We start from the raw sequence: 26,542 nt of genomic DNA, 5'->3' as shown, positions 1-26,542 counted from the left end.
CATTGCGCCATCGACGCGCTACGACCGTGCGCCCCACTGCGGCGATGCCGTGATCAGTTTCTCGCGCGGCTCCTCCACCCGAATCCAGTCATTGCTCGAGCACCAGAAGCGGCCGATCGCGCACGCCTCGACATGAAGCGTGCCCGAGCTCTTCAGCGTCATCCTTCCGTAATAGGTACTGCCGCTGGAACGACTGTAGATGCTGCCGGTCCAGACCTCGTGCGTCTTCGGCTTCATGTTGACGAGCACGCTCTCGCCCCGGTTCGACGCCTCCGTGAGCGCGAAACCGCACAGTGCAGGTCCACAGCGTTCGATTCGAACGGTGCCCTTGGCACCGAGGCTCTCCCATTCGCCGAGCGGCGAATAGGCCGGCGCGTCGTCGCTGCGCTGTGCGACCGGTGCCGCCTGCTTGATCTCGATCCTCGGCGCAACGACCGGCGGCTCCATGCGCGGCGGATCGAGCGTAACAGTCTTCGGCGGATCGACGCGCGGCAACTCAATCCGTGGCGACGCGGGCGGCGGCATAACCGGCTGCGCCGTCGTCGCGGCAAGAACGGGGGCTGGAGCTGCCGGCGGTGCCGCGACAATGGTCGCCTGTGGCGGCCGGACGGGAGCAACTGGATAGACCGGCTGCGGCACTTGGCCGACCGGCGCGGGCGCAGGCGGCGAAACGGGCCTGGTGTCGACATCCTCCGTCGGCCGCAGGCTGCGATTGGAGGAAATCGAAACGCAGGACGCGGATCGGCAACGCCTGGGCGCCTCGACGTGGAAGCGGTGGCCGCCGATCGAGAAGGAATAGGAACCGGCTTCGGCCGCGGGCACGACCGCCATCAAAGCGATCAATGTGCCAAGCGAAGTCACAAGCCGGGTCATCGGCGCCTCCTGTCGTGTCGCGATGAGATTAGGCGCAAGGACCACGGCTGAATGTGCGCTGCCTCACCCAGGCGCTCGCGAACCGTTGTGATGCTCATCACAGAACACCTGAGCAGCTGGGCGTAGGGTCGAACCACGCTTCATCCACCAGCGACTTTCGGTCCATACCGGGACCGCGCAATTTCGGAGGTTGTCATGAACAAGCTCACCATCGCCGCCACCGCGCTCTTCCTCGCATCGACCGCCGCCGCACATGCCGGCGGCAATTCGATCTCGTTCCAGATCGAGGGCCAGCACATCCGCATCGAGACGCCGCGCAACTGTGCCTCGCTCAACTGCGTGACCATCGTCGCGCCGGGCCTATCGGACAAGCCAATCAAGCTGAACAACATCGACCTCAAGGGCCTCGGCGGCTCCAAGGACGATGACATCGACACCACGCCGGCCCCGGCGACGACTGCGCAGCCCGCGCCGGCTCCGGTGCAGCAGCAGCCCGTGCAGCAGGCGCCGGTTCAGGCGACCGCACCGGCTGCTCCCGCCGCGCCCGTGACGACCGCAGCCGCCGCGCCATCCGCCAGCCTCGACAACACGACGCAGCCCGCGCCCGCTGCGGCTCCTGCTCCTGCACCCGCGCCGGTCGCGGTTGCTCCCGCGCCGGCTCCAGCTCCGGTGGCCGCTGCGCCGGTGGCCGCGCCGAACTCGCCGATCGGCGTCTGGGCGACCGAAGAGAACAAGGGCAATGTCCGCGTCGAACAGTGCGGCGCCAATCTCTGCGGCTATGCCGTGAATAGCAACGAGCGCATCCTGATCAACATGAAGCCCGAGGGCTCGAAGTGGAGCGGCCGCATCCACGATCCCGACTCCGGCCGCAATTACGACTCCACGATCGCCATGAAGGGCCCGAACGTGATGCGCGTGCAGGGCTGCGCCTTCGGCGGCATGTTCTGCGGCGGCCAGACCTGGAAGCGGGTGAGCTGACGCACGGAGCGGGTCAGCTCCAACACACCCACAAATCTTCGTCATGCCCGGGCAGAAGCGCGTCTTGGCGCTAGATGTCCCGGGCATCCACGTTCTTGGTGCCGCAAAACAAGGCGTGGATGGCCGGGACAAGCCGGCCATGACGGCGTCGAGACATTCGAGCCCTACCGCTAGCCTCGCCTGGCCTTTGAACACTCGCCCCTCCCTTGCAACACATGTTCATCCGCCGTTCAGCCTGATCCGGCTGATATCGCCCGATCTCGCCTCGCGTTCTCACCGGGACATCCTCGTGACTTCATTGGTGGCTTGGCGCCGCTTCGTCCTCGCGTTTGCTCTGGCCTTGCCGCTGGCGGGCAGCAGCGTGGCGTTCGCATCCGATGCCATCGAGCTTGCGCAGGCGCAGCCACAAGCGCAGCCGACACCGGATCCCTCCCCGACTCCATCGGCTTCCCCTACCCCCGCGCCAGACGCGCAATCCACGGCCGTCGAGCCGATCGGCAACGTCGCGACGGTCACGGGGATCGCGACCGTGATCCGCGACAAGAATTCCTATCCGCTGCGCGTGCGCGACGACATCTATCTCAACGACGTCGTGCAGACCTCGTCGAACTCCTCGCTCGGCATCACCTTCAACGACGCGACCACGTTCAATCTGTCGGCCAGCGCCAGGATCACCATCGACAATTACGTTTACGAGGATGGCGGCAAGCAGAACTCCGGGATCTTCGACGTCGGCAAGGGCACGGTCGCCTTCGTCGCGGCGGCGGTGGCGAAGACCGGCAACATGAAGATCACGACGCCGACGGCGACGCTCGGTATCCGCGGCACCACCGGCGTCATCGACGTGCCTGAAGGCGCGGCAGCGAACAGCGCGCGCAACGTCAACATCAAGCTCTATCCCGACGCCGACGGCCGCGTCGGTCACATCGACGTCGACGACCGCACCAGCGGCACGCGGCTCGGCGCGCTCACGCAAGCATCGAGCGGCTTTGCAATCCGGCCTGGCGCAGCCACTGCCGGAATCATGCGCTTCGCCGCGGTACCGATCACGATCGCGCCGCAGCAGATCGCGCGCGACCGCGGCTTCGTCGGCCAGGTGCATCTGGCGCAAACCACGGGCCGCCAGATCGTCACCGAGCAGCGCGACTTCCGCCGCGCCAATCCGACCGCGCTCAGCCGCATTCCGCGGCCAGCCCAGCCGCCGCAGCAGCAACAATTGCGGCCGAACGCGGTACCGGGACAGCAACCGCAGCGGCCGAACGGCCAGCCCGGCCTGAACAATCGTCCGGGTCAGCAGCAGCCTGGCACGCCGGGCCGGCAAGGCGCTCAGCCACCGCAGCGGCAGGGCCAGCAAGGACAACAAGGTGGCACTGTGCAGCCGGGCAACCCGCGCGCGGGTCAGGGTCAACAGCCGCGAGGCCGACAGGAGCGGGGCGAGAGGCCGCCGGGCCAGCAGCAAGGCGCGGGGCGTCCAGCGCGCCCCGGACAACGCCCCCTGCCGAACGGCACGGTGCAAACCCAGCCGCGACGCGGCGGGCAAATGCAGCCTGGCGGAGTCACGCCGCAGCCGGGCGTGGTGCCGCAGCCCGGCCCACAGCCGCAACTGCCACGCACCGGCATGCAGCCAGGCCAGCCGCCTGCGGCTCAACAGCCAGGCCTACAGCGCCCCGGCGGCTTCCAGCAGCGCCTCCCCGCCGCGCAGCGCCCTGCCGCGCCGCGCAAGCCGCCGCCCGCTCCGAAGGACAAGGAGCGGCGATGACCCTCGAGGCGGCGGTCGCTTCCGCACGATGAGTAGGGTGGGCAAAGCGCAGCGTGCCCACGCCTTGGATACTTGTTGGAAGACGTGGGCACGGCGCGAGTGCGCCTTTGCCCACCCTACAAGTTTTCGACGCGCGGAGGGATAGGCCTCACCCCGCTGGGTCCTCCGTCAGTGCGAGCGCAACGAAGCAATCCAGAGTCCCTCCGCGGAAAGATTCTGGGTTGCTTCGTTGCGCTCGCAATGACGACTTGTGGCGTTACCGCCAATGCACTGACTTGCAGATGCTGTCCTTGACCAGCACGCGGCGCGCTCACGCCTCGCCGCGCAGCCAGGCCTTCACCTTCTGCAACAGACCGTGCCGCAGCTCGTCGACCGAGGCGGCTTCGGCCGGTGTCAGCGTCCGCAAGGCTGCATCGATGTCGTCGGGCACAGCTGGCGTCGTCTCCGGCGCGGACGCAGACGCCAGTCCTGCTGCCGCGAGCGCGATCGGGCCGGTCTGCGTCAGGAACGCGCGCTCATATTCGCGCGACAGGCGCGCGAGCGCATCGTCCAGCGTCAGCCAGTCAACCGCCTTGATGTCATTCATCAGCTTGCGGACGGGACCGCCATTGGCCTCCATGCGCCAGAAATGCACGACCTTCGAGCGCCCGCCAGACTGGTAAACGAGGGTGCCGAGAAATTCATGCACGGCGACATCGTGGCCGGTCTCCTCCAGCACCTCGCGATGCGCGGCTTCCTTCGGCGTCTCACCGTCGTCGAGCTTACCCTTGGGCAGAACCCATTCGTTGCGCTTGCGCTGGCGCACGACCGCGATCAGCGGCACAGCGCCTCGCCGCAGCACAATACCACCCGCCGCCATCACCGGCGCCCGCGCCATCACCAAATCCGTGGTCTAGAATCGTCCCCACGGACGATATAGGCCGCGGACGCGGCGGATTGAAGGCTACTTTCTTGTCAACAGAGCTTGACCTGCGCGAATGCGCGTGCCCTCGGCGATGCCGTCGCAGAAGGCGAAATCGCCGGGCGCAAGGATGATGATGGTCGAGCCGTGCTCGAACCAGCCAAGCTCCTCGCCCTTGGTCACGCTGACGTCGCAGGGGAAGTTGACCGGGCCGCGCGTCTGCGCGTTCAGCACCATATCGAGGAAGTGCAGGCGGATGCTCGCGACCAGGATTGCCGCGACAGGCACCAGCGTCACCGCTTCGCCGGTCGCCAGATGCGTGCGGATCACGGCACGCTCGTTCTTGCAGAACAAGCGCTCGACGCGCTTCAAGGCAATCGGATTGACGTTCCAGACATCGCCATGGATCAGCGTGACGCGCTCGATATGCGCGTCATAGGGCGCATGGAAGCGGTGATACATGCTGGAGGTCAGCCGCAGCGTGACGAAGGAGCCGTTGCGGTGCTGGTCCACCAGCGCGGTATCGCCGACGAGGTCGAGCAGGGAATAGGGCGCGCCCTTGACCTGGAACAGTTCGGTGTCGGCGATCCGACCATGGGCACCGACGATACCGTCCGAGGGGCTGGCGACGATGGAAGGGTCCGGATCAAAGGGCCGCAGGCCCGGCTTCAGCTCCCGCGTGAAACAGTCATGCAGGCTGGTGAAGTGGGTCTTGCGCGCCTCCGACAAATCGAGGTCGGAGAACAGCTTCCACAGCGCGATCGAGAAGTCTCGCACAAGCGGATTCTCGATCTTGGAGAACCAGCCCATGAAGCGGGTCAGCGCGGCGCGGGGGATGCGATTGGTCAACAGGAAGTTGAGGTCTTCCTGCTGGGTGAAAGAGGCGATGAGGGCTTTGACTGTCATGAATCTGTCAGCTCACAGTATTAGCGCTTGTTGTCATGGAAACGACACTCCCGATTCTCTCGATGTCCGTGGCCGCCGCAGCGTCCGCTGCCGCCGTCCTTCCGAAGCTCAAGGCGCGGATCGAACTCTCCCGCGCCAAGCACCGCTCGCTCGCCGGGCACTCCAAGATGTCGCGGCGGGTGGCAAAGCTGCTCCCGTTCTACGAGTTCACGGGGGACCAATATTTCGGTTGCGACGGCGCGCCTGACAACGTGGTGAAGCAGCGCAAGGACGCCTTCTTCCGCCTTGCAGCTCTCTACGCCGATCGCTATCCGAAGGGCCGCGCGATGACGAAGGAAGCGGCAGAGACGATCTCCGACCTGCACTTCACCGAAAGCTACCGCGTGCCGTTCCAGTTCTCGCGTCTCGTGCGCGAGCACCTGGGCACTTCGACCTTCATGGAATCGTCGCGCGGCGTCACCGTCACGGACGTCGACGGCAACACCTCGTACGATCTCACGGGATCCTACGGCGTCAACATCTTCGGCAATGACTTCTACAAGGAATGCATCGAGGGCTCGGAGAAGCGAGCGCATGCGCTGGGTCCTGTGCTCGGCCCCTACCATCCCGTCATCCTCGAGAACGTGCAGCGGCTCTGCCAGATCTCGGGCCTCGACGAAGTCTCCTTCCACATGTCCGGCACCGAGGCCGTGATGCAGGCGGTGCGGCTGGCGCGCTACCACACCAAGCGCACGCATCTGGTTCGTTTCGCCGGCGCCTATCACGGCTGGTGGGGCGACGTGCAGCCCGGTGTCGGCAACCCTATTGCCGCGCACGAGACCTACACGCTCTCCGAGATGTCGGAGATGACGCTGCACGTGCTGCGTACGCGCAAGGACATCGCCTGCGTGCTGGTCAACCCGCTCCAGGGCCTGCATCCGAACGGCAACGCGCCCGGCGATTCCTCGCTGGTCGATTCCTCGCGCGGCGGCAATTTCGACCGCACGGCCTACACCGAATGGCTGAAGAAGCTGCGCGAGGTCTGCACCGAGCGCGGCATCGTGCTGATCTTCGACGAGGTGTTCGTTGGCTTCCGCCTCGCTGCCGGCGGCGCCCAGGAATACTTTGGCGTCAAGGCCGACATGGTGACTTACGGCAAGAGCCTCGCCGGCGGCCTGCCGGTCGGCGTGGTCTGCGGCAAGAAGGAATTGATGCGCCGCTTCCGCGACGACCGTCCCGCCGACATCTGCTTCGCCCGCGGCACCTTCAACTCGCACCCCTACGTCATGACGGCGATGGACGAGTTCTTGAGCCGCCTCGCCAGCCCGAATTTTCGCGCGGTCTATGAGGGTCTCGAAGAGACCTGGAATGGCCGCACCGAAAAGCTCAACCAGATGATGACGGACGCCGACCTGCCGGTGCGGTTCGCCAACTTCTCGTCGATCTGGACGGTGAAATACACCATTCCGTCCCGCTACAACTGGATGCTGCAATATTACCTGCGCGCAGAGGGTCTCGCACTGAGCTGGGTCGGCACCGGCCGGCTGATCTTCAGCCTCAACTACACCGACGCCGATTTCGCCGAGGTCGCCGAACGCTTCGTCCGCGCCGCCGGGAAGATGAAGGCCGATGGCTTCTGGTGGCACGACGGCGTGCTCACCAACAAGAATATCAAGCGGCAGATCCTGAAAGAGATGCTGGCCAAGCGCTTCGGGCGCTGAGGCCACCTTTCCCAACACAACAGTCGTCATTCCGGGGCGATGCGAAGCATCGAACTCCGGTGCGCAATTGCGCACCTGAGAATCTCGAGATTCCGGGTTCGGCTCTTCGAGCCGCCCCGGAATGACGGCGTTTGCGGCAAGCGCCACGGCGCTCAAGCGAGCCCCCAACACGTGTATGCCCGGGACGAGCCCGGGCATGACGTCACCATCAGACATCGGAGTGTCTTGTGAGACCAGCGCGCTCAGGCGTGCTGCTCTTCGAGCGTGGGCTCGCCGATGAGGCCCAGCGTGTGCTCGGGATTGAGGTGCAGGCCGGGATCCATCAGCTCGCCGCGCATCAGGGCAAGCGGAGCACTGCGATAGAGCATCAGGTCGTGGAACGGATCGGTCAGGATCTTGGTCATCCAGACGAGACCGGTCTCGACGTCGCGGATGAAGAACAGATGCACGGTGCGGAACAGAAGACCGCCGCCGCCAACCACGAGCCAGATCTTGGCAACCTGCCGCATGAAGTCGGTCACGCTCGCCCAGGGCGTGAACAGGCCGAACAGCGTCGGATCGACCAACAGCACCAGCGGCGACAACGCCCAGATCGCCATCAGCACCACCTTGCGCTGAAGGTTGTAGCCGACCTTGATCTCTTCCTTGTGCTCGTGCGTCGCCTGGTTGATGTGGTCGTAGCCATGCGGCTCGAAGAAAAAGTGACCGGCCTGGCGCGAGGTCATCGAGACCAGCCAGCCGACCAGCGCGGAGACCACGGGATCGATGAACAGCCAGACATAGGCGAAGAGAAAGCTCAGCGCGCTGACGAAGTGCAGGCTCTGATTGATGCGGCTGTGGTGATAGTAGCGATGGTCGTCCCAGCGCTGGATGCGCAGCTGCTCGAGATAATTCTTGATCATGCTCTTCCCCAAAATGCTTTCGGGTACGGGATTTAAAGGGATTCGATGTAGGCCGTGTGACATCATCATTTTGTCATGTGACGATGTGCAGCGGCGCGATGACGCACGCGACGCGTGAGCTTCAGGTCACGCCGCCTTGGCGATGTCGACCTTGCGGAAGCGCACCAGCGAGAAATGACCGAGCGGCGGAATCAAACGGCGCTCGGCGAGCTCGATGCCGTGGGCTCCGGCCAGCCACTTCGCATAACGCGACCAGGCGAACTCGGCGGTGCGGAAGCCGAGCGGGCGCACCACCGGCTGCAGCTTCTGCTCGATGAAGCGGCGCATGCCGGCATCCGCGCTGACGCGGGTGAGGATGATCAGCTCGCCGCCCGGACGCAGCACGCGGGCGAATTCGTCGAGCGCCTTTTCGGGGTTCGGCACCGCGGTGACGACATACTGCGCCATCACCACGTCGAAGGAATTGTCGGAGAATTCGAGCTTCTCGGCGTCCATCACGGCGAGGCCTTCGACGTTCTTCAGCCCGCCTTCGGCAACGCGCCGGCGCGCCTTGTCCAGCATCGCTTCCGAGATGTCGGTGCCGAAGATACGGAGGTTCGGGGCATAGAGCGGCAGCGAGATGCCGGTGCCGACGCCGACCTCGAGCACACGGCCGCCGATCTTGTTGGTGGCCGCGATCGCCGCCTGCCTGCCCTTGGCGAACACGCCACCAAACACGAGGTCGTAGACAGGCGCCCAGCGGTCATAGGCCTGCTCGACCGCGCCACGGGTGAGGTCGAGCTGCTGAGTGCCGTCAAGGTTCATGATCTTAGCCATCGGTGAGGTTCTCGCTGTGGTTCAAAACGGTGAGGTCAACCGCGCACCGGCCGCCGCGCCATCCGAGGCGAGGCGCGCAAGGCACGGCTGGGCTGAAGTGAGGTGAGATTGCCGACGAACTGGCGCGCGCTGTTCTCCCAGGAGCGCTCCAGCGCGAAGTTGCGGCAGGTCTCGCGCGACATGGTGAGTGCGCGCAGGCACGCGGCGCGCAAATCGTGGTCGATCGCGCCGATCGGATAATCGGCGATGACGTCCTTCGGACCCGTGACCGGAAACGCCGCAACAGGCGTGCCGCAGGCGAGCGCCTCGAGCTGCACCACGCCGAACGTATCGGTGAGGCTCGGAAACACGAACACATCGGCCGCGGCGAGATGCGCGGTGAGGTCCGCGCCCGTTTTCTCGCCGAGGAAGACCACGTCGGGATATTTCCGTTCGAGTGCGGCCTTCTGCGGGCCGTCGCCGACGACGACCTTGGTGCCGGGCAGGTCGAGCGAGAGGAATGCTTCGAGATTCTTCTCCACCGCCACGCGGCCCATGGTCATGAAGATCGGACCCGGCAGATCGAGCCCGGCCGGAGCATCTGGGTGGAACAGCTCGGTATTGACGCCGCGGGTCCAGAAGCCCAGCCGCTTGAAGCCGCGCTCAGACAGCTCCTGCCGCAGCGAGGGCGTCGCCACCATGGTCATCGCGGCGGCATCGTGGAAGTGGCGCAACACGGCATAGCCGACAGCGGCGGGGATGCCGGTCCGCACCGAAACATATTCCGGAAAGCGCGTGGTGTAGGAGGTGGTGAAGGCAAGCCGGTTGCGCCGGCAATATGCGCGTGCGGCCCAGCCGATCGGCCCTTCGGTTGCGATATGCAGGGCTTCGGGCGCGGCCTTCTCGATCCGGCGCGCGATCTCTTTGCTGTTCGGCAGCGCGAAGCGCAGGCCCGGATAGGTCGGCAGCGGCCAGGACGGAAAGCCGTCCGGCGTCAGAAAGTCGATTTCGACATCGAGGGCCTTGGCCGCATTCGCCAGCGAGGTCAGCGTCCGCACCACACCGTTGACCTGCGGATGCCAGGCGTCAGTCGCGATTAATACCCGCATGGGAAAATCCCGAGAGTTTGATGATTCTCAGGCATCGACCATCAACGAAGGATATTTCAGGCGTGTGACGTCATAGAAGTGTCGGCGGGCCGTTTTGTTCGTTAACGGGCCGGCACGGCCACGAAACTGTCATGAAACAATCCTTGCCGCCATGAAACCGTTTTCGGTTTTCCGCGCAAATGTCCCGAAACGTTTCCCCGTTAGTGATTGACGCAACGGAGCACCGAAACGGTGCCGCGGTGGTCAACGACACCGAGCAAACAGGGGCGATCAAATGTTCAATCTGGATACTTTCAAGACGTTTTCGCGTGCCGTTGCCTTTGGCGCAGTCGCGGTTTCCGCGATCGCATTCGCAGGAACGGCGAAGGCCGCGCCCGTGCAGCTCTTCCCCTTCTTCCAGCCGCTGCCGCCGCTCGCCGCGCCGCAGCCGTTCCAGCCCTATCAGCCCTACCAGGCGCCGACCTATCAGACCGAACCGTCCGACGATCAGGACGCGGTCGAGACGCCGGCGCGCTTCCGCCGCCAGACCGTCGCCTACGCGACGCGCGAGGCGCCGGGCACCATCATCATCGATACGCCCAACACCTACCTCTATTACGTGCTCGGCAATGGCCAGGCGCTGCGCTACGGCATCGGCGTCGGCCGCGACGGCTTCACCTGGTCCGGCGTCCAGTCCGTGACCCGGAAGGCCGAGTGGCCGGCCTGGACTCCTCCGCCGGAGATGATCGCCCGCCAGCCCTATCTGCCGCGCCACATGGCCGGCGGCCCCGGCAATCCGCTCGGTGCCCGCGCCATGTATCTCGGCGGCACCATCTACCGCATCCACGGCACCAATGCGCCCGACACCATCGGCAAGCGCGTGTCCTCCGGCTGCATCCGCCTGACCAATGACGACGTGTCCGACCTCTATTCCCGCGTCAACGTCGGCACCAAGGTGATCGTGCTGCCGATGACGGAGCGCCGTGCGGAGCTCGGATCTGCCACGCGCTAACGCGACAGGACATTCTGACGCAAACGGCCCCGGAACCCACCGGGGCCGTATTCGTTTGCCCTCGACATGTCGAGGCGCGCTTGCTGCGGCGCGGTTCTCTAATGGAGGCGCAAATGCAACCACGCCTGCAACCCTCGCCATATCAGTGGCTGCACGCGGTCGCCGGCGCCGGAGCACTGACGCTGCTCCTGTCCGCGCCTTCCTCGCTCGCACAGCAACCCGCCGGTGACGACCAAGGCCATCAGGCCTTCAACAATTCCTGCCGCACCTGCCATTCCGTGAAGGAAGGCGACAATCGCCTCGGTCCCAACCTCAACAAGATCGTCGGACGCAAGGCCGGCTCGCTGCCGAACTACAACTACTCCTCGTCGATGAAAGACGCCGGCTTCGTCTGGGACCAGGACAAGCTCACCCGCTTCATGGTCAAGCCCGACGAAGTCGTGTCCGGCAACAAGATGCAGCCATACGGCGGCGTCTCGGCGGAGGAAGCAGGCAAGGTGATGGCTTATCTGAAGGCGGCGGGTGGGCAGCAGTAACGGCCCGCGAAAAAGCGGTGTCGAGGTCGCCGGCCATCTCACCGTCGTTCCGCAATCAGCCGCAGCCATGCCGCCGAATGAAACGCGCTCATCAGCAGATACATCGGCACCATCCCGCCGAGCACGGAGCCGTGCCCTGCGGCGCACAGCATGTCCGCCGGGCCGCCGCCGATCATGGCCGTTAGCACGGCCATGATCGCGAAGGTCGGCGTGGCGGCCAGGCTGAGCCATCCGGCGAGGCGGCGCGCGGCTAAGACGCCATCGCCGCTTGCGTCAGAAGCCGCGCTGACGGGAGAGGTCATTTCCGTTCTCCCGCGGCCTCCTCGCGGAACGCCTTCTCGCCGGCGTCGGAGATCTCGACCCATTTCTTGTCGGGCGCGGCGCCTTCCGTGTAGCAATCGTGCCAGTTCCACCATTTGTAGGTCGGCGTCTGCGGATAGCCTTTCGGCGAATCCTCCCAGACCTCCTGACGGCCGAGCGGCGTGATGTCGAGGTAGTTCCAGGTGCCGCCCATCTGCTCGTCGCCCCGGCTCTTGACGAAATAGGTGCGGAAGATGCGCGTCCCGTCGCGGTAGAACACGTTGGTGCCGTGCCATTCGTCGACGCCGAAATCGGCGTCGAAACTGTCGGTGACGGTGACCCACGGCATGGTCCAGCCCATCCGCTGCTTCAGCCGCGCAATGTCGGCCTGCGGCGCGCGCGATGCGAACACTAGCGTGGTGTCGCGCGCGTTCAAATGCGCGACATGGGCGACCTGGTCGGCCACCATGGAGCAGCCCCGGCAGGCGTGATCGGGCCAGCCGAACACGCCGGGCTCGAAGAAGGCGCGGTAGACGATCAGCTGCCGCCGGCCCTGGAACAGGTCAGCCAGACTGAGCTTGCCGCCGGGCCCCTCGAACGCATAGGTTTTGGTCACTTCCATCCACGGCATGCGCCGGCGCTCGGCCGCCAGGGAGTCGCGGGCACGGGTATGCGCCTTTTCCTTCACGAGCAGTTGCTGACGGGCGGCCTCCCAATCCTGCGACGACACCAATGGCGGTGTCTGCATGGCGGTCTGTCCGTTGGTCCCTGCTTTGTCTGCTGACGTCATCATGGTTCTCCAAACTTCCTGTCCGGGCGGCCATTCCGCGTCTCGCAGACGCGGAACCGTTCGCCCCTCGCCGCATGGTGTCGGCCGTCAACGATTTCTGGCACCAAGCGGTTGCGCGGTGGGAGTAACAAGTGTGGCGGGATTGACATGGAGTCGCTGATCACGGCCGCAGCGCGGGCGTTGGAGGCGGGCGATCCGCTCGGCGCGCTGAACCGTGTTGCGCTGCGCAACGATGCGCCGTCGCTGGCGCTGCGCGGCATCGCGATGGCGCAGCTCGGCGATCTCGCCAAGGCCAAGTCGCTGCTGCGCAGCGCCGCGCGCGCGTTCGGTCCGCGCGAGGCGGTGGCGCGCGCCAGATGCGTGGTCGCCGAAGCCGAGATCGCGCTGGTCTCGCGCGACCTGAACTGGCCGGAAAAAACGCTCGCCGCGGCGCGTGCGACCCTCGAAAGGCACGGCGATCTCGCCAATGCAACGCATGCGCGCCACATCGAGGCCCGTCGTCTTCTTCTCCTCGGGTGCGCGGACGAGGCCGGGCGTACGCTGGCCGATCTCGGCCCCTTCCCCCTCCCGCCCGCATCGCAAGTCGCCCGCGAGCTCGTCGTCGCCGGCATCGCCATCAGGCAGCTCAGGACCAAAGACGCGCGCGCGGCAATCGGCCGCGCGGCTCGCGCAGCCCGACTGGCCGGCATCCCTGCGCTCACGGCCGAGGTCGAAAGCACGAGCCTTGTGCTCGATACGCCGGCGGCGCGGCTGATCACGCGCGGCGAGGAGCGGCCGCTGCTGCTCGAACAGGTCGAAGATCTCGCCACGTCAGCGGCGCTTGTCGTGGACACGTTCCATCATTCGGTTCGCAGGAAAGAGACCATCGTGCCGCTCGGCACGCGGCCGGTGCTGTTCGCACTCGCGCGCATCCTGGCGCAAGCATGGCCTGCGGATGTCTCGCGCGAGGCGCTGATCACAGCAGCGTTTCAGGCGAGACATCTGGATGAATCGCATCGCGCGCGGTTGCGGGTCGAGATCGGGCGGCTCCGCGCGAAGCTCAGGCCACTCGCCGATGTGATCGCGACGAAGCAGGGTTTTGCGCTGACACCGCGCAAGACGCGGCAGGTTCTCGTGCTGGCACGGCCCGTCGAGGAAAAGCACGCCACGATCCTCGCCCTGCTCTCCGATGGCGAGCCCTGGTCGAGCTCGGCGCTCGCGCTGGCGCTGGGAACGAGTGCACGCACGGTGCAGCGAGCCCTCGACGAGCTGACGCGATCGAACAAGGTGCAGTCCTTCGGACATGGGCGTGCGCGGCGCTGGATGAGACCGCCGATCCCCGGTTTCCCGACAGCCTTGTTACTCCCCTCGCCGCTGCTGAAGACGTAGGATGGGTGACATCACAGGGATCGAGCACATGAAACGTTCAGCCGCCGAGATCGTCAGGGAGTATGGGCCTTTTGCAGGCGTCGAGGCCGTGCATGGCGTCACCTATGACGGCAGCCATGTCTGGTTCGCCTCCGGCGACAAGCTCAATGCGGTCGATCCTGATAGCGGCAAGGTCGCGCGCTCGATCGATGTCGCTGCGCATGCGGGCACGGCGTTCGATGGCCGGCACCTGTTCCAGATCGCCGAGGATCGCATCCAGAAAATCGATGCGGCCACGGGCAAGGTGCTCACCACCATTCCGGCGCCGGGCGGCGGTGGCGATTCCGGCTTGGCCTGGGCCGAGGGCTCGCTGTGGGTCGGGCAATATCGCGAGCGCAAGATCCACCAGGTCGATCCGGAAACCGGCAAGGTTCTCCGCACCATCGAGAGCAAGCGCTTCGTGACCGGAGTGACCTGGGTCGACGGCGAGCTCTGGCATGGCACCTGGGAGAACGAAGAGAGCGACATCAGGCGGATCGACCCTGAAACGGGCAAGGTGATCGAGCAGCTCGACCTGCCCGCGGGGACGGGCGTGTCCGGGCTGGAGTCCGATGGTGGCGACCGCTTCTTCTGCGGTGGCGGTGCCAACGGCAATGTGAGAGCGGTCCGCCGTCCCCCGCGCGGCTGGCCGCCGATGGTCTGAATGCACGGCAGCGATGCGGTCGCTGCCGTTAACCCATTCGCCCCAATTCCACCCCATCGGTGCGCTCTAGCGCCCTCCTCGTCCGCCCTGTAAAATCCCTGCCGGGCGGCTTGGGGGACTGATGCGACTAACGTGGAACTTGAAGACCATCCTGATCGGCGTCGCGGTGCTCGCAGCGTCGTTCTTCGTCAGCTTGAAGGCGATGGACTGGCTGTCGCCGCGCGCAACGACAACGGCGCCGCCGGTTGCGCAACTGCCGCCGCTGCCGCCGGTCGCGAAGAGCTCGATCGTGATCGCCCCGGTCGCGATCGCGATATCGGCGATCCGCGAGCAGGCCGAAAAGGCCGCGCCGCGTAACTTCGCGGGCAAGGCCGACAACCCGATCTCGCAGATCCTGGAGAATGCAGACATCGGCTGGACCGCCGTGCGCGGGCCGATGGCAGCCAGCGGCGACAAGGACGTGCTGACGATCTCGACGCCGCTCAGCGGCAAGCTGAACGTGACAGGTTCGCTGTCCTCCAAAGCCACAGGTGCGCTCGGCGACGCGCTCGGCAGCGTGCTCGGCGGTGACGCCGCAAAACGGATCGGCGCCGTCAACATCAAGAATTTGAACGCCAGCGCGGAGATCAAGGGCAACGTGGTCGTCACCTCGCGCCCGAAGCTCGCGGCCAACTGGCATCTCGAGCCCAATCTCGGCGCGCAGGTCAATCTCGGCGATACCAACCTCAACGTCGCCGGCGCCAAGGTCAACGTACCGGCGCAAGTGAAGCCGCTGATCGACAAGAATGTCGGCGAGCAGATCAATGCAGTCTCAGAACGCATCCGCAACGATCCGAGCCTGCGCGAGAACGCGAAGCTGCAATGGGCCAAGGCGTGCCGCTCGATCCCGCTGCAGGGCTCGGGCTCTTCGGCCGGGCTTCCGCCGCTCTGGCTGGAGATGAAGCCGATCCGCGCCATCGCCGCGCAGCCGCGCGTCGATGCGCAGGCCGTGACGTTGCTGATGGGCCTGGAAGCGGAGACGCGCGTCACCTCGACGCCGACCAAGCCGGATTGTCCGTTCCCCGACAAGATCTCGATCGTGCCGCCGACCGGCACCGGCGTAAATATCGGCGTTCCCATCGACGTGCCCTTCACCGAGATCAACAAGCTGATCACGGCACAGATGGTCGGTCGCACCTATCCCGAAGACGGCTCCGGTCCGGTCGATGTCACCGTCAAGAGCGTCAATGTGACCCCGTCGGGCGAACGCCTGCTGATCTCGCTCCTGGTGCGCGCCAAGGAAAAGAAGAGCTGGCTCGGTCTCGGCGCCGAGGCGACCGTGCACATCTGGGGCCGGCCGGTGCTCGACCAGGCGCAACAGACGCTGCGGCTCACCGACATCCAGCTCGCGGTGGAATCCGAGGCGGCGTTCGGCCTCCTGGGCGCCGCGGCGCGCGCGGTCGTGCCGCAGATGCAGCAGGCGCTGCTTCAGAAGGCCACGCTCGATTTGAAGCCGATCGCCGCCAACGCCCGCGAGAAGATCGCCGCCGCAATCGCCGATTACCAGAAGAGCGAGGACGGCCTCAAGGTCGACGCCAAGATCGACAGCCTGACCCTCGCCGACATCGCCTTCGATTCCAAGACGCTGCGCGTGGTCGCGGAAGCCGGCGGCACGGTGAATGTGTCGGTGACGAAGCTGCCGTAGATGTAGCGCGGGCGCGCGCGTCTTCATCGCTTGCACCGCTGGCATTCTGATCGGAGGGTGCTAAGCTGTTCCTCGCAACCTCGAACGAGGTGCTGACAGCATCGTAGCGGCAAGCCGAGGATAACATGGAAGCCGGCATGGTCACGCCTGCGCCGGCATTGGTGCGCTTTTCCGGCATTCAGAAGACCTATGATGGCGAGCACCTCGTGGTGAAGAACCTCGATCTCGACATCAGGAAGGGCGAGTTCATCACCCTGCTTGGCCCGTCGGGCTCGGGCAAGACGACCACGTTGATGATGCTGGCCGGCTTCGAAGTTCCGACCCATGGCGAGATCTATCTCGCGGGCCGGCCGATCAAGAACATGCCGCCGCACAAGCGCGACATCGGCATGGTATTCCAGAACTATGCCTTGTTTCCGCACCTGACGATCGCGGAGAACATCGCCTTCCCGCTATCCGTTCGCAAGACGAGCAAGGCGGAAGCGCAGGAGCGCGTCAAGTCGGCGCTGCGCATGATCAAGATGGAAGCCCTGGCGCACCGGCGACCCGGACAACTCTCCGGCGGCCAGCAGCAGCGCGTGGCGCTGGCACGCGCGCTGGTCTTCAATCCGCAGCTGGTGCTGATGGACGAGCCCCTTGGCGCGCTGGACAAGCGCCTGCGGGAGCAGATGCAGCTGGAGATCAAGCAACTGCACGAGCGGATGGGCATCACCGTGGTCTACGTCACCCACGATCAGAGTGAAGCGCTCACCATGTCGGACCGTATCGCCGTGTTCAACGACGGCATCGTGCAGCAGATCGACAGGCCCGACGCGCTGTACGAGCATCCGGTGAACAGCTTCGTCGCTCACTTCATCGGCGAGAACAACGTGCTGGGCGGCACCGTCGAGACGGTCGACAAGGACTATTGCCGCGTCGCGCTGGCTGGTGGCGGCACTGTGACGGCACGGGCGGTCAACATAGCGGGCGCGGGCGCATCGACCTCGCTGTCGGTACGGCCGGAGCGCGTCACGCTACTTCCCGACGGCAGCTCCAGCGACGGACCCAACCGGCTACCGGCGAAAGTGCAGAACGCGATCTATCTCGGCGACCACGCGCTGGCCGTGCTCGATGTCGCCGGCAACGGGGAGTTCATGGTCAAGCTTCAGCCGGGAGCGCATCATGAGCTCACGCATGGTGAAAGCGTCTTCGTCAGCTTCCGTCCAGAAGACTGCCTGGCCCTCGATCCCGTCTGATCCAACACAAGCGGACCTGAGAACAATCAACCTCAACGCAACTCACACGAAGAAGGAACCAAGACCATGCTGAAGCGCAAGATTGGCAAGATTGCTCTGGGTTTCGCCGCGGCGTTCAGTGCCAGCGCTGCGCTCGCGACGGTCGCAGAGGCGCGTGACCTCACCGTCGTGTCGTGGGGCGGCGCCTATCAGGATGCTCAGAAGAAGGTCTACTTCGAGCCGTTCAAGAAGGCGGCCGGAATTGCCATGAACGACGAGTCCTGGGACGGCGGCGTCGGCGTGCTGCGCGCCAAGGTGCAGGGCGGCGCCGCCACCTGGGACGTCGTCCAGGTCGAGAGCGATGAGCTCGCCGTCGGCTGCGAGGAAGGCCTGTTCGAGAAGATGGACTATACCAAGATCGGCGGCGAGGCCGCCTATATCCCGCCGTCGGTCAATCCCTGCGGCGTCGGCGCCATCCTGTACGATTTCGTTCTCGGCTACGACAAGGACAAGCTGAAGGAGGCCCCGAGCGGCTGGGCCGACTTCTTCGACACCAAGAAGATTCCGGGCAAGCGCGGCTTGCGTCAGGGCCCGAAGACCACGCTGGAGATCGCGCTCATGGCCGACGGCGTCGCGCCGAAGGATGTCTACAAGGTGCTGGCGACCGACGAGGGCGTCGAGCGCGCTTTCAAGAAGCTCGACACCATCAAGGGCGACATCGTCTGGTGGAAGGCCGGCGCCCAGCCGCCGCAATTGCTCGCCTCCGGCGAGGTGGCGATGACCTCGGTCTACAATGGCCGCATCGACACCGCGAACAAGAACGAGAAGAAGAACTTCGGCATGGTGTGGGACGGCGCGCTGTTCACCCTCGACAGCTGGGTCATCCTGAAGGGCAGCCCGAACAAGGACGCGGCTTACAAGTTCCTCGACTTCGCGGGCAAGGCTGAGAACCAGTCGAAACTGTCGGAGAATATCGCCTATGGGACTTCGAACAAGGACGCAGCCGGCAAGCTCGCGCCCGCCGTCCTGAAAGACCTGCCGACAGCGCCTGACAACATCAAGAACGCGGTCGAGATCAACGTCGGCTTCTGGCTCGAGAACATCGACCGCCTGACCGAGCGCTTCAACAAATGGGCCGCGAAGTAGCGGGCGGCGGCACCGGCGTGCGACGCAGGTAGAGGGTGCGTGGCGGATATCTCGTCCATAGCGCATCCTTCGAGACGCCCGCCTATAGCGGGCCCTCAGGATGAGGTCTGAATCTGTGGCAGCATCTTCACAGGCGCCAATGTCGGTGAGCCTCATCCTGAGGAGACCGCCACCGGGTCCGCGCGAAGCGCGGCCCGATGACAGGCTCCGCGGTCGTCTCGAAGGACGAGGCGCTGGCTCAGACCGCGCCACAAGTCTCTCTGTATGACGGATGCGTCCCCGACCAGCGCCAATGCGTCGACCGAGGTGCCGCTCAAGCGCCGATTGCGGCGCGCTGAACGAACGCACCAGGTCAAGGCATTGGCACTGGTCGCACCGCTGCTGGTCTTTCTGCTCTTCACTTTCGCAGGGCCCATCGCCGGCATGCTGTGGCGCTCGGTCGACGACCGCGAGGTGCGTCAGGTTCTGCCTCAAACCGTAGCTGCCCTCGCCGACTGGGACGGCAAGGACCTGCCGGACGAAGCCACCTTTGCGGCGCTGGCAAGCGACATCCAGGCGGCTCGCGCCTCGGCCACCGTTGCCATCGCGGCCAAGCGGCTGAACTACGCACTCAACGGCTTTCGTACCATCCTGACCAGCACTGCACGCAATCTCAAAGCAACTCCCGAGCCCGGCACGGCCAAGGAAACGCTGGGCAAGATCAACCCGGCCTGGCGCGAACGCGCGACATGGACGACGATCAAGGACGCCAGCGGCCCCATCACGGGCTTCTACCTTCTGGCGGCGCTTGACCTGATGCGGAACGTCGACGGCGCGATCGTCGCAGCCGCGCCGGATCAGGCGATTTACCGCAGCCTGTTCACCCGCACCTTCATCATCAGTCTCAGCGTCACCGTTCTCTGCCTGATTCTCGGCTTCCCGGTCGCTTACCTCTTGGCGACGCTGCCGCCCGGCCGGTCAAACCTCCTGATGATCTTCGTCCTGCTGCCGTTCTGGACGTCGCTCCTGGTCCGCACCTGCGCCTGGATCGTGCTGCTGCAGAGCAAGGGCGTCGTGAACGACAGCCTGCACTGGCTTGGCATCATCGACGAGCCGTTGCGGCTGATCTACAACCGCTTCGGCGTCTGCGTGGCGATGACCCACGTTCTCCTGCCGTTCATGATCCTGCCGCTATACAGCAGCATGAAGGCGATCTCGCCGGCTTACATGCGCGCCGCCGCCTCCCTCGGTGCGCCGCCGGTCACCGCCTTTCTGCGAATCTACCTGCCGCAGACGCTGCCCGGCATCGGCGCGGGCAGCCTGCTCGTCTTCATCCTGGCGCTCGGCTACTACATCACGCCGGCCCTCGTCGGCGGCGCCGCCGATCAGATGATCAGCTACTTCATCGCCCTCTACACAACTGAGACTGCCAATTGGGGACTTGCTTCGGCGTTAGGTGCCGTGCTGCTGCTGGCCACCCTTCTGCTGGCGCTCGTTTATGGCAAGCTGGTGCAGGGACAGCAGGTCACGGGAGGCATGAAGAATTGAGCGGCAATTCCTCTCTCCGCACGCCCAGCCAGCGCATCGCGTGGACCGCGACCATCGTCGTCTCGACGCTGGTGTTCATTTTCCTCATCGCGCCGATCCTGGCGATCATGCCGCTGTCCTTCAGCTCCGGCTCGTACCTGACCTATCCGCTGCCCGGCTTGTCCTTGCGCTGGTACGACGACTTCATCACTTCGCCGCGCTGGATGAATTCGCTGAAGAACAGCGTGATCATCGGCGTCGCCTCGACGGCGCTGTCCATGGTGCTCGGCACGCTGGCCGCGCTGGGGCTGGCGCAGTGGAAGAGCCGGTTCAAACCGCTCGTGCTGGCTTTCGTGCTCTCGCCCGTCGTCGTGCCCGGTGTCATCACCGCGGTCGGTCTGTATTTCTTCTTCGCGCCGATCGGATTGACGGGCAGCTATCTCGGCTTGATCCTGGCCCACACCGCGCTGGCGACGCCTTTTGTGGTGATCACGGTCGGCGCGACGCTGCAAAGCTTCGACACCAATCTGGCACGCGCCGCCGCCTCGCTCGGCGCCTCGCCGCTGTATGCGTTCCGCCGCGTGATCCTGCCGCTGATCCTGCCCGGCCTCGCATCCGGCGCGCTGTTCGCCTTCGCGACCAGCTTCGACGAGGTGGTGATCGTGCTGTTCATGGCAGGTCCCGAGCAGCGCACCCTGCCGCGCGAGATGTTCAGCGGCATCCGCGAGAACATCAGTCCGACCATCACGGCAGCGGCGGTGATCCTGACGACGGTCTCGGTCATCCTCCTCGCCACCATGGAAGGCCTGCGCCGACGCAACGAACGGCTCAAGGGTGGCGGCTGAAGGGCGAGGTGACGCCTCCCTCTCCCGCAAGCGGGGTGAGGAGAGTTTCCGCAAGGACAGCAACAGTATCGTAGGGTGGGCAAAGCGAAGCGTGCCCACCCTTCTGTTGCAGTGTGAGACCGGTGATGGGCACGGCGCAAGTGCGCCTTTGCCCACCCTACGATTCCGGCTCCGCTGATGCTGCTCAACCTCATCGTTTACGGGAGTTGCGAAGGGAACACCGCTCGTCCCTTCCTATTTTGCATCCCGCCACAGCGGGGATCGCTTAGCTGCGCCTGCGATTAGGCGTTAAAACTCTCGTGCAACAAAGCCCAAACAACAACACACAGGGAGAACAACAACCATGCAAAAACTCATCGCCGCCATCGCGGCCGGTCTCGCCCTCGCCGTCACATCAGGCACCGCGCAGGCGCAGATTTCCGATGATGTCGTCAAGATCGGCGTGCTCACGGACATGTCGAGCCTCTATGCGGACGCGACCGGCAAGGGCTCGCTCGCGGCCGTCGAAATGGCGGTTGCCGATTACGGCGCCAAGGTCGCGGGCAAGCCGGTCGCCGTAGTCGCCGCCGACCACCAGAACAAGCCCGACGTCGGCGTCAACATCGCGCGGAACTGGTACGACAACGACAAGGTCGATGCGATCTTCGACGTGCCGACGTCCTCGGTGGCGCTGCCGGTCTCGGCGCTGACGCGGGAGAAGAACAAGATCAACATCAATTCCGGCGGCGGCTCGTCCGACATCACCGGCACTGCCTGCTCGCCCAACACGGTGCACTGGACCTACGACACCTATGCGCTGTCGAACGTCGCCGGCAAGGCGATGGTCAAACGCGGCGAGGACAGCTGGTTTTTCGTCACCGCCGACTACGCCTTCGGCATGGCGCTGCAGCGCGACGCCGCCAACGTCGTCAAGGAGAGCGGCGGCAAGGTGCTCGGCGAGGTCCGCCATCCGCTCAACTCATCGGACTTCTCCTCCTTCCTCCTGCAGGCCCAGGCCTCCAAGGCCAAGGTGGTCGCGCTGGCGAATGCCGGCGGCGACACCACCAACGCATTGAAGCAGGCTTCCGAGTTCGGCCTGACGCAAGGCGGCCAGAAGATGATCGCGCTGCTGCAGGAAATCACCGACACGCATTCGCTTGGCATCAAGGCGACGCAAGGCCTGATCGTCACCGACGCCTTCTACTGGGACATGAACGAGGAGACGCGTGCCTTCTCCAAGCGTTTCAACGAGAAGGTCGGCCACATGCCGACCATGATCCAGGCCGGCCTCTATTCGGCGACCATGCACTATCTGAAGGCGATCGACGCCATCAAGTCGGACGAGGCGCCGAAGGTGATGGAGCAGATGCGCAAGACGCCGATCAACGACTTCTTCGCCAAAAACGGCAAGATCCGCATCGACGGCCGCATGGTCCACGACATGTATCTGTTCGAGGTCAAGAAGCCCGAGGAATCCAAGGGCGCGTGGGACCTCTACAAGCTGATCGCCACCGTGCCCGGCGACGAGGCCTTCCGTCCGCTCGACAAGGGCGGCTGCCCCCTGGTGACGCACTAGTTTCCGCAATCTCCGTCATTGCGAGCGATTTGCCCGCGATAGCTCGAAGAGCGACGGCGGCAGCGAAACGACACGACAGCGCGCCCGGTGAAAACCAGGCGCGCGTCGTTTAGGTGATCAGAGTCGCATTACTCCGAGTACTTGAACTCGGGCATGCTCTTCAGCTCGTCCTTGCTCGCATTGAACACGACGTGATCCGGATACCACTTCGACGTGGTCGACGTCGCGGTCGCAGCAGGCTTGTTGTCGGTGCCGGTCGCAGCGCCCGTCGTCGTGGTCGCAGCGGGCTTGGCGCCCGGGTTCGTGCCGGTGCCGGTGTAGGCCACGGCCTCGTTCACGAACTTCAACTTCTCATAGGGCACGGCGACGAGATGCTCGCCCAGGCCGAGGAAGCCGCCGACGCCGATGACCGCGATCTTGATGTCGCCGTTCTTGTCCATCAGCAGGTCGTTGATCGTGCCGATGTTCTCGTTGGCTTCGTTATAGACCTTGAGGCCGTCCATCTTGGACGTGCGCCACTGGCCGGACGCGGTGGTGGACGTCGTCGTGGCGGTGGCCGCGGTCGGCGCCTTGTCGGTGGTGGCGGTCGGCGATTGCGCGAACGCAACGGTCGTGAGCAGTGCCGTGCCGGCAAGGCCGGCGATGATCGACTTCATCATTGTCCTCTCCTTCAACGAAAAACTCGTGTGGAGAAAACGGCGCTGATCACACGCAGTTCCGTGCGCGCGGCAATTTCGTCGCGCATTGCGCGAGCGCTCGCAAGGGCTGTTCCTGCGTCACTCAGGAACATATTGCGGCGCACGGTTCCCCGCCGACGATCGTGCGCCGTGAAGCAAGATCGCGGCGAGGACCGCGCCGACCCGCGTCGCTCAGGGTCAGCTCTTGTAGTCGATCAGAAGCGCGGAGAAGTCGGCATTGCCGGGTGAGCTGCCATTGGCGCCGTAGGACGATGCCGAGGATTGCGATTGCTGGAGCGCCTGGAGGAAGTGTTGCAGGATCTCGGCGGTGGTCTGGTCGCTGGATGCGCTGCTGGTCGTGTCAGTGGACGACGAATCCGAAGAGCTGTCGCCCGGCGGCGGACCGGGCGGCGGTCCGCCTGCGCCGCCGGGGCCACCCGCCCCGCCGGGACCGCTCGCGAAGGCGGACTGAAACACGCCCTTGAGGTCTTCGGCCTGGTCCGAGGTCAGCGTCCCGTTCGACACCTCGTTCGAGATGAGGTCGTCGATCTTCGACTTCATGTCCTCCTTGGAGGGACGCGTGCCGCTCGCCTCTCCGCTCGACCGGCTCTGCTGGAGCGCCGTGTCGATGTCGGTCAGCGCCGTCGAGAGCGCGGACTGGTCCGACGACGAGATCGTGCCGGCGGACACTTCCGATTGCAATTCCTGCTGCAGCCGCTGCAGCGGCGACTGGTGGCTGCCGGCGGAGGCTGCCGAAATCGAGGTCATGATGGCTCCGTGGATGTTGCGGGGTTTCGTCGCGGACCACGCCACGCTATGGTTAACGGCCCTAACGAGACCTTGCCGCTCCGCAGGCGTGCGATTGCCGCCTGTTGCGGGAAGCCGGACAGAAACAATCCGAAACAAAAATCTTCGCCATTTGGCCGGAATCTTGGACAAACAAAGCGCATGGCCATTCCCAATCCCAACATCCTGGTCGTCGAGGATGACCGCGAAACCCGGACGTTGATTGCGAAATACCTGCGCAACAACGCCTGCAACGTCACCGCCGTGAGCGACGGCCGCGAGATGTCGCGCGCCATGGCCGATCACCGCGTCGACCTCATCATCCTCGACGTCATGCTCCCCGGCGAGGACGGGCTCAGCCTGTGCCGCAAGGTTCGTGCCGAGGCGCAGACGCCGATCATCATGCTGACCGCGCGCGGCGAGGACGTCGACCGCATCGTCGGCCTCGAGATGGGCGCGGACGACTATTTGCCCAAGCCGTTCAACCCGCGCGAATTGCTCGCCCGCATCAACGCGGTGCTGCGCCGCCAGGCCGCAGCTCAAACGGCAAGTTCGATCGAAGGCGCCTCCAAGCTCGCCTTCGAGGGCTGGCACATCGATCTGCGCCTGCGCGAGCTGCGCAATCCGGAAGGCGCACGCGTCGCAGTGACCAGCGCCGAGTTTGATCTCCTGCGCGCGTTCTGCGAACGGCCCGGCCGCGTGCTGTCGCGCGACAGCCTGCTCGACCTCACGCAAGGGCGCAACACCGGCTCGTTCGAACGCTCCATCGACGTGCTGGTCAGCCGCATCCGCCGCAAGATCGAGCCCAATCCGGCCGATCCCACCCTCATCAAGACGGTGCGCTCCGGCGGCTATCTGTTCACGCCAAGAACTACTGAAGCAGCGAGCACCGAAGCGGCAAGAACTGAAGCGGTTGCGGCGTCCCTGAGCAGTTGAAGGGGACGGACGATGAAGCCATTCGGGTTCTTCCACCTCAAGGGTATCGGCGGGCAGATCGCCGCGCTGGTGCTGGCTTCGACCGTCGCGCTCCATCTCGTCGTCACCACCGCGTTCCTGATCAGCCGGCCGGACCGCTCCGACACGCCGCCGGACGGGGCCCATCAACTGACCGATGCCGCGCTGCTGCTCGGCTCGGCCGAGGCCGGCGAGCGTCCGCGCCTCGTCGCCGATCTCGCGCGCGCCTTCCCCAGGCTCGGCATCGAAATGCTCGCACCCGGCACCGCAAGCGGCGAGGAGAGCGACAGCCTGCACGGCATACGCCGCCATCTCGGGCGCGGCTACAAGGCGCTACAGCTTGCCCCTGACGGTGCCGCGCATCGCGTCGGTGTCGAACTGCCCGACGGCACATTGATCGCCGGCCGCGTCGATCGCGGGCCGCGGCCGTGGTTCTGGGGCGCCCCGTGGCTGATGGCGCTGATGACCGCCTTCATCTGTGTCAGCGTGCTTGGCCTGTGGGCAGCGCGCGCGCTGGCAGCACCGCTGTCGTCCTTCGCCAAGGCCGCCGAGAATTTCAGCCTGGACGGCGGGGCGGAGCCCCTGCCCGAACGCGGTCCGGAAGAGATCCGCTCGGTGGCGCGCGCGCTCAACCGCATGCATGAGCGGATCGCGCGGCTGATGTCGGATCGCACGCGGATGCTGGCCGCGATCAGCCACGATCTGCGCACGCCGATCACGCGTCTGCGCCTGCGTGCCGAGTTCATCGAGGACGAGGGCCACCGCAAGCGCATGCTGATGGACCTCGACCAGATGCGCGCGATGCTGGAATCGGTGCTGTCGCTGCTGCGCAACGATCGCAAGATCGAGGCCGTGACGCTGGTCGACATCGCGAGCACGCTCCAGCTCATCGCCGATCAGTTCGGCGACATGGGCCATGTCGTGCATTATGACGGGCCGGCGTCCGCGACCGCCGCCGCGCGGCCCGACGATCTGCATCGCGGCGTCACCAACCTCGTCGAGAACGCGGTGCGCTTCGGCGCCGAGGTGACGATCCGGCTCGATACATCGGGGACAGAACTCGTCATCGACGTCGAGGACGACGGCCCCGGCATTTCGGATGCACGCAAGCAGGAGATGCTGGAGCCGTTCGTGCGCGGCGACGACGCGCGCACCATGGACGAGTCCACCGGCTTCGGGCTCGGCCTGTCGATCGCGCGCGCGATCGCCCTCGCCCATGGCGGCGAGCTATCGCTGCACGACCGCGCGCCGCACGGATTGATCGTGCGGATGCAATTGCCGCTCAAGCAGCAGTCGCGCCTTGCGGCGGCTTGAAATCGCCCGTTACGCCGCGAGCGGCGGGTGCGGGACGGCGACCTCGTCGAAGATCGCCACCGCTTCGAAGCGATAATTGCAGGCGTGGCAGGTCCAGAGGTAGGAAACGCGCCCCTCGCCCGGCTCGATCCAGTCCGGCCGCGGGATTGGCGTGCCGCATTGGGCACAGGGGTTTTGCCTGGGGGTGTCGCTGAGGATTGCTTTTGTCATGGCACCTCTCCCGATTTGCAGAGTCTTCTCACTCGCTTTCGCCGGCACGCGCGAATAGACA

At 65.4% G+C, this 26,542-nt stretch carries 26 protein-coding genes; 15 read left to right on the top strand and 11 right to left on the bottom strand.

The genetic code is table 11. The features are described from left to right. Positions 1–18: 18 nt before the first annotated feature. The gene (locus tag IVB26_RS10790; protein WP_247971638.1) at positions 19–873 is read right to left on the bottom strand and encodes a DUF2147 domain-containing protein; all 855 of its coding nucleotides are present in this window, start codon (positions 871–873) and stop codon (positions 19–21) included. A gap of 195 nt (positions 874–1,068) precedes the next feature. Between IVB26_RS10790 and IVB26_RS10785 the strand changes: the two genes are divergently transcribed. Continuing rightward, the gene (locus IVB26_RS10785; RefSeq protein ID WP_247971637.1) at positions 1,069–1,851 is read left to right on the top strand and encodes a DUF2147 domain-containing protein; all 783 of its coding nucleotides are present in this window, start codon (positions 1,069–1,071) and stop codon (positions 1,849–1,851) included. 298 nt (positions 1,852–2,149) lie between these two features. Next, a complete protein-coding gene (locus IVB26_RS10780; RefSeq protein WP_458309366.1) occupies positions 2,150–3,610 on the top strand; it encodes a FecR domain-containing protein in 1,461 nt (486 codons plus the stop codon). Positions 3,611–3,920: 310 nt separating this feature from the next. On the opposite strand, the gene IVB26_RS10775 is transcribed toward IVB26_RS10780, so the two are convergent. Both IVB26_RS10775 and asd read right to left on the bottom strand, forming a co-directional pair. Next, positions 3,921–4,487 carry an NUDIX hydrolase gene (locus tag IVB26_RS10775; protein ID WP_247971635.1) on the bottom strand — a complete coding sequence of 189 codons (567 nt, stop codon included), beginning with the start codon at positions 4,485–4,487 and terminating at the stop codon, positions 3,921–3,923. Between the two features lie 66 nt (positions 4,488–4,553). Beyond that, on the bottom strand, positions 4,554–5,417 hold the full coding sequence (asd, locus tag IVB26_RS10770) for an archaetidylserine decarboxylase (RefSeq protein ID WP_247971634.1): 864 nt from the start codon (positions 5,415–5,417) through the stop codon (positions 4,554–4,556). A gap of 35 nt (positions 5,418–5,452) precedes the next feature. Here asd and IVB26_RS10765 point away from each other — a divergent pair, with 35 nt between their 5' ends. Further along, a complete protein-coding gene (locus tag IVB26_RS10765; RefSeq protein ID WP_247971633.1) occupies positions 5,453–7,117 on the top strand; it encodes an aminotransferase class III-fold pyridoxal phosphate-dependent enzyme in 1,665 nt (554 codons plus the stop codon). Between the two features lie 242 nt (positions 7,118–7,359). On the opposite strand, the gene IVB26_RS10760 is transcribed toward IVB26_RS10765, so the two are convergent. The 3 genes from IVB26_RS10760 to IVB26_RS10750 form a co-directional block, all read right to left on the bottom strand. Next, on the bottom strand, positions 7,360–8,019 hold the full coding sequence (locus tag IVB26_RS10760) for a hypothetical protein (RefSeq protein WP_247971632.1): 660 nt from the start codon (positions 8,017–8,019) through the stop codon (positions 7,360–7,362). A gap of 126 nt (positions 8,020–8,145) precedes the next feature. Beyond that, complete coding sequence (locus IVB26_RS10755) at positions 8,146–8,835, bottom strand: class I SAM-dependent methyltransferase (protein WP_247971631.1); 690 nt, start codon at positions 8,833–8,835, stop codon at positions 8,146–8,148. A 35-nt stretch (positions 8,836–8,870) separates the two neighbouring features. After that, on the bottom strand, positions 8,871–9,923 hold the full coding sequence (locus tag IVB26_RS10750) for a glycosyltransferase family 4 protein (RefSeq protein ID WP_247971630.1): 1,053 nt from the start codon (positions 9,921–9,923) through the stop codon (positions 8,871–8,873). A gap of 274 nt (positions 9,924–10,197) precedes the next feature. Here IVB26_RS10750 and IVB26_RS10745 point away from each other — a divergent pair, with 274 nt between their 5' ends. Continuing rightward, positions 10,198–10,914 carry a L,D-transpeptidase gene (locus IVB26_RS10745; protein ID WP_247971629.1) on the top strand — a complete coding sequence of 239 codons (717 nt, stop codon included), beginning with the start codon at positions 10,198–10,200 and terminating at the stop codon, positions 10,912–10,914. Positions 10,915–11,027: 113 nt separating this feature from the next. Next, positions 11,028–11,450 (top strand): c-type cytochrome, encoded by a 423-nt coding sequence (locus IVB26_RS10740; RefSeq protein WP_458309345.1) that lies wholly within the window; start codon positions 11,028–11,030, stop codon positions 11,448–11,450. A gap of 38 nt (positions 11,451–11,488) precedes the next feature. Here IVB26_RS10740 and IVB26_RS10735 read toward each other — a convergent pair whose 3' ends face one another. Both IVB26_RS10735 and IVB26_RS10730 read right to left on the bottom strand, forming a co-directional pair. After that, positions 11,489–11,752, bottom strand: a complete 264-nt coding sequence (locus IVB26_RS10735) for a hypothetical protein (protein WP_247971627.1) — start codon at positions 11,750–11,752, stop codon at positions 11,489–11,491. Beyond that, a complete protein-coding gene (locus IVB26_RS10730) occupies positions 11,749–12,543 on the bottom strand; it encodes a DUF899 domain-containing protein (protein ID WP_247971626.1) in 795 nt (264 codons plus the stop codon). Before IVB26_RS10730 ends, IVB26_RS10735 begins: the two co-directional genes overlap by 4 nt. Positions 12,544–12,687: 144 nt before the next feature. On the opposite strand from IVB26_RS10730, the gene IVB26_RS10725 reads away from it, so the two are divergent. From IVB26_RS10725 to IVB26_RS10690, 8 genes are all read left to right on the top strand, one after another. Further along, positions 12,688–13,908: a helix-turn-helix domain-containing protein gene (locus IVB26_RS10725; protein ID WP_247971625.1), complete on the top strand. Its 1,221-nt coding sequence runs from the start codon at positions 12,688–12,690 to the stop codon at positions 13,906–13,908. A gap of 28 nt (positions 13,909–13,936) precedes the next feature. After that, positions 13,937–14,590, top strand: a complete 654-nt coding sequence (locus IVB26_RS10720) for a Vgb family protein (protein ID WP_247971624.1) — start codon at positions 13,937–13,939, stop codon at positions 14,588–14,590. A 121-nt stretch (positions 14,591–14,711) separates the two neighbouring features. Further along, positions 14,712–16,274, top strand: coding sequence for a DUF4403 family protein (locus tag IVB26_RS10715; protein WP_247971623.1), 1,563 nt, complete (start codon positions 14,712–14,714; stop codon positions 16,272–16,274). 125 nt (positions 16,275–16,399) lie between these two features. Beyond that, positions 16,400–17,509: an ABC transporter ATP-binding protein gene (locus tag IVB26_RS10710; RefSeq protein ID WP_247971622.1), complete on the top strand. Its 1,110-nt coding sequence runs from the start codon at positions 16,400–16,402 to the stop codon at positions 17,507–17,509. 66 nt (positions 17,510–17,575) lie between these two features. After that, positions 17,576–18,634, top strand: coding sequence for an ABC transporter substrate-binding protein (locus tag IVB26_RS10705; RefSeq protein ID WP_247971621.1), 1,059 nt, complete (start codon positions 17,576–17,578; stop codon positions 18,632–18,634). 264 nt (positions 18,635–18,898) lie between these two features. Next, positions 18,899–20,161, top strand: a complete 1,263-nt coding sequence (locus IVB26_RS10700) for an ABC transporter permease (RefSeq protein WP_247971620.1) — start codon at positions 18,899–18,901, stop codon at positions 20,159–20,161. Beyond that, entirely contained in the window at positions 20,158–20,985 is an 828-nt protein-coding gene (locus tag IVB26_RS10695; protein WP_247971619.1) for an ABC transporter permease, read from the top strand. Before IVB26_RS10700 ends, IVB26_RS10695 begins: the two co-directional genes overlap by 4 nt. Before the next feature lie 343 nt (positions 20,986–21,328). Beyond that, on the top strand, positions 21,329–22,540 hold the full coding sequence (locus IVB26_RS10690; RefSeq protein WP_247971618.1) for an ABC transporter substrate-binding protein: 1,212 nt from the start codon (positions 21,329–21,331) through the stop codon (positions 22,538–22,540). A 128-nt stretch (positions 22,541–22,668) separates the two neighbouring features. Here the strand turns inward: IVB26_RS10690 and IVB26_RS10685 are convergent, their stop codons facing one another. Both IVB26_RS10685 and IVB26_RS10680 read right to left on the bottom strand, forming a co-directional pair. Beyond that, positions 22,669–23,199: a PRC-barrel domain-containing protein gene (locus IVB26_RS10685; protein ID WP_247971617.1), complete on the bottom strand. Its 531-nt coding sequence runs from the start codon at positions 23,197–23,199 to the stop codon at positions 22,669–22,671. A 216-nt stretch (positions 23,200–23,415) separates the two neighbouring features. Continuing rightward, positions 23,416–23,985, bottom strand: a complete 570-nt coding sequence (locus tag IVB26_RS10680; protein ID WP_247971616.1) for a hypothetical protein — start codon at positions 23,983–23,985, stop codon at positions 23,416–23,418. A 180-nt stretch (positions 23,986–24,165) separates the two neighbouring features. Between IVB26_RS10680 and IVB26_RS10675 the strand changes: the two genes are divergently transcribed. Both IVB26_RS10675 and IVB26_RS10670 read left to right on the top strand, forming a co-directional pair. Next, on the top strand, positions 24,166–24,939 hold the full coding sequence (locus tag IVB26_RS10675) for a response regulator (protein ID WP_247971615.1): 774 nt from the start codon (positions 24,166–24,168) through the stop codon (positions 24,937–24,939). A gap of 12 nt (positions 24,940–24,951) precedes the next feature. Next, positions 24,952–26,271 (top strand): ATP-binding protein, encoded by a 1,320-nt coding sequence (locus IVB26_RS10670; protein WP_247971614.1) that lies wholly within the window; start codon positions 24,952–24,954, stop codon positions 26,269–26,271. A gap of 9 nt (positions 26,272–26,280) precedes the next feature. Here IVB26_RS10670 and IVB26_RS10665 read toward each other — a convergent pair whose 3' ends face one another. Further along, positions 26,281–26,481 (bottom strand): hypothetical protein, encoded by a 201-nt coding sequence (locus IVB26_RS10665; protein WP_247971613.1) that lies wholly within the window; start codon positions 26,479–26,481, stop codon positions 26,281–26,283. Between the last annotated feature and the right edge of the window lie 61 nt (positions 26,482–26,542).

This window comes from Bradyrhizobium sp. 195 (assembly GCF_023101665.1).
Lineage (GTDB): Bacteria > Pseudomonadota > Alphaproteobacteria > Rhizobiales > Xanthobacteraceae > Bradyrhizobium.
Note: the sequence above shows the minus strand (reverse complement) of the source record. Positions and strands in the feature narration are given on the sequence as shown.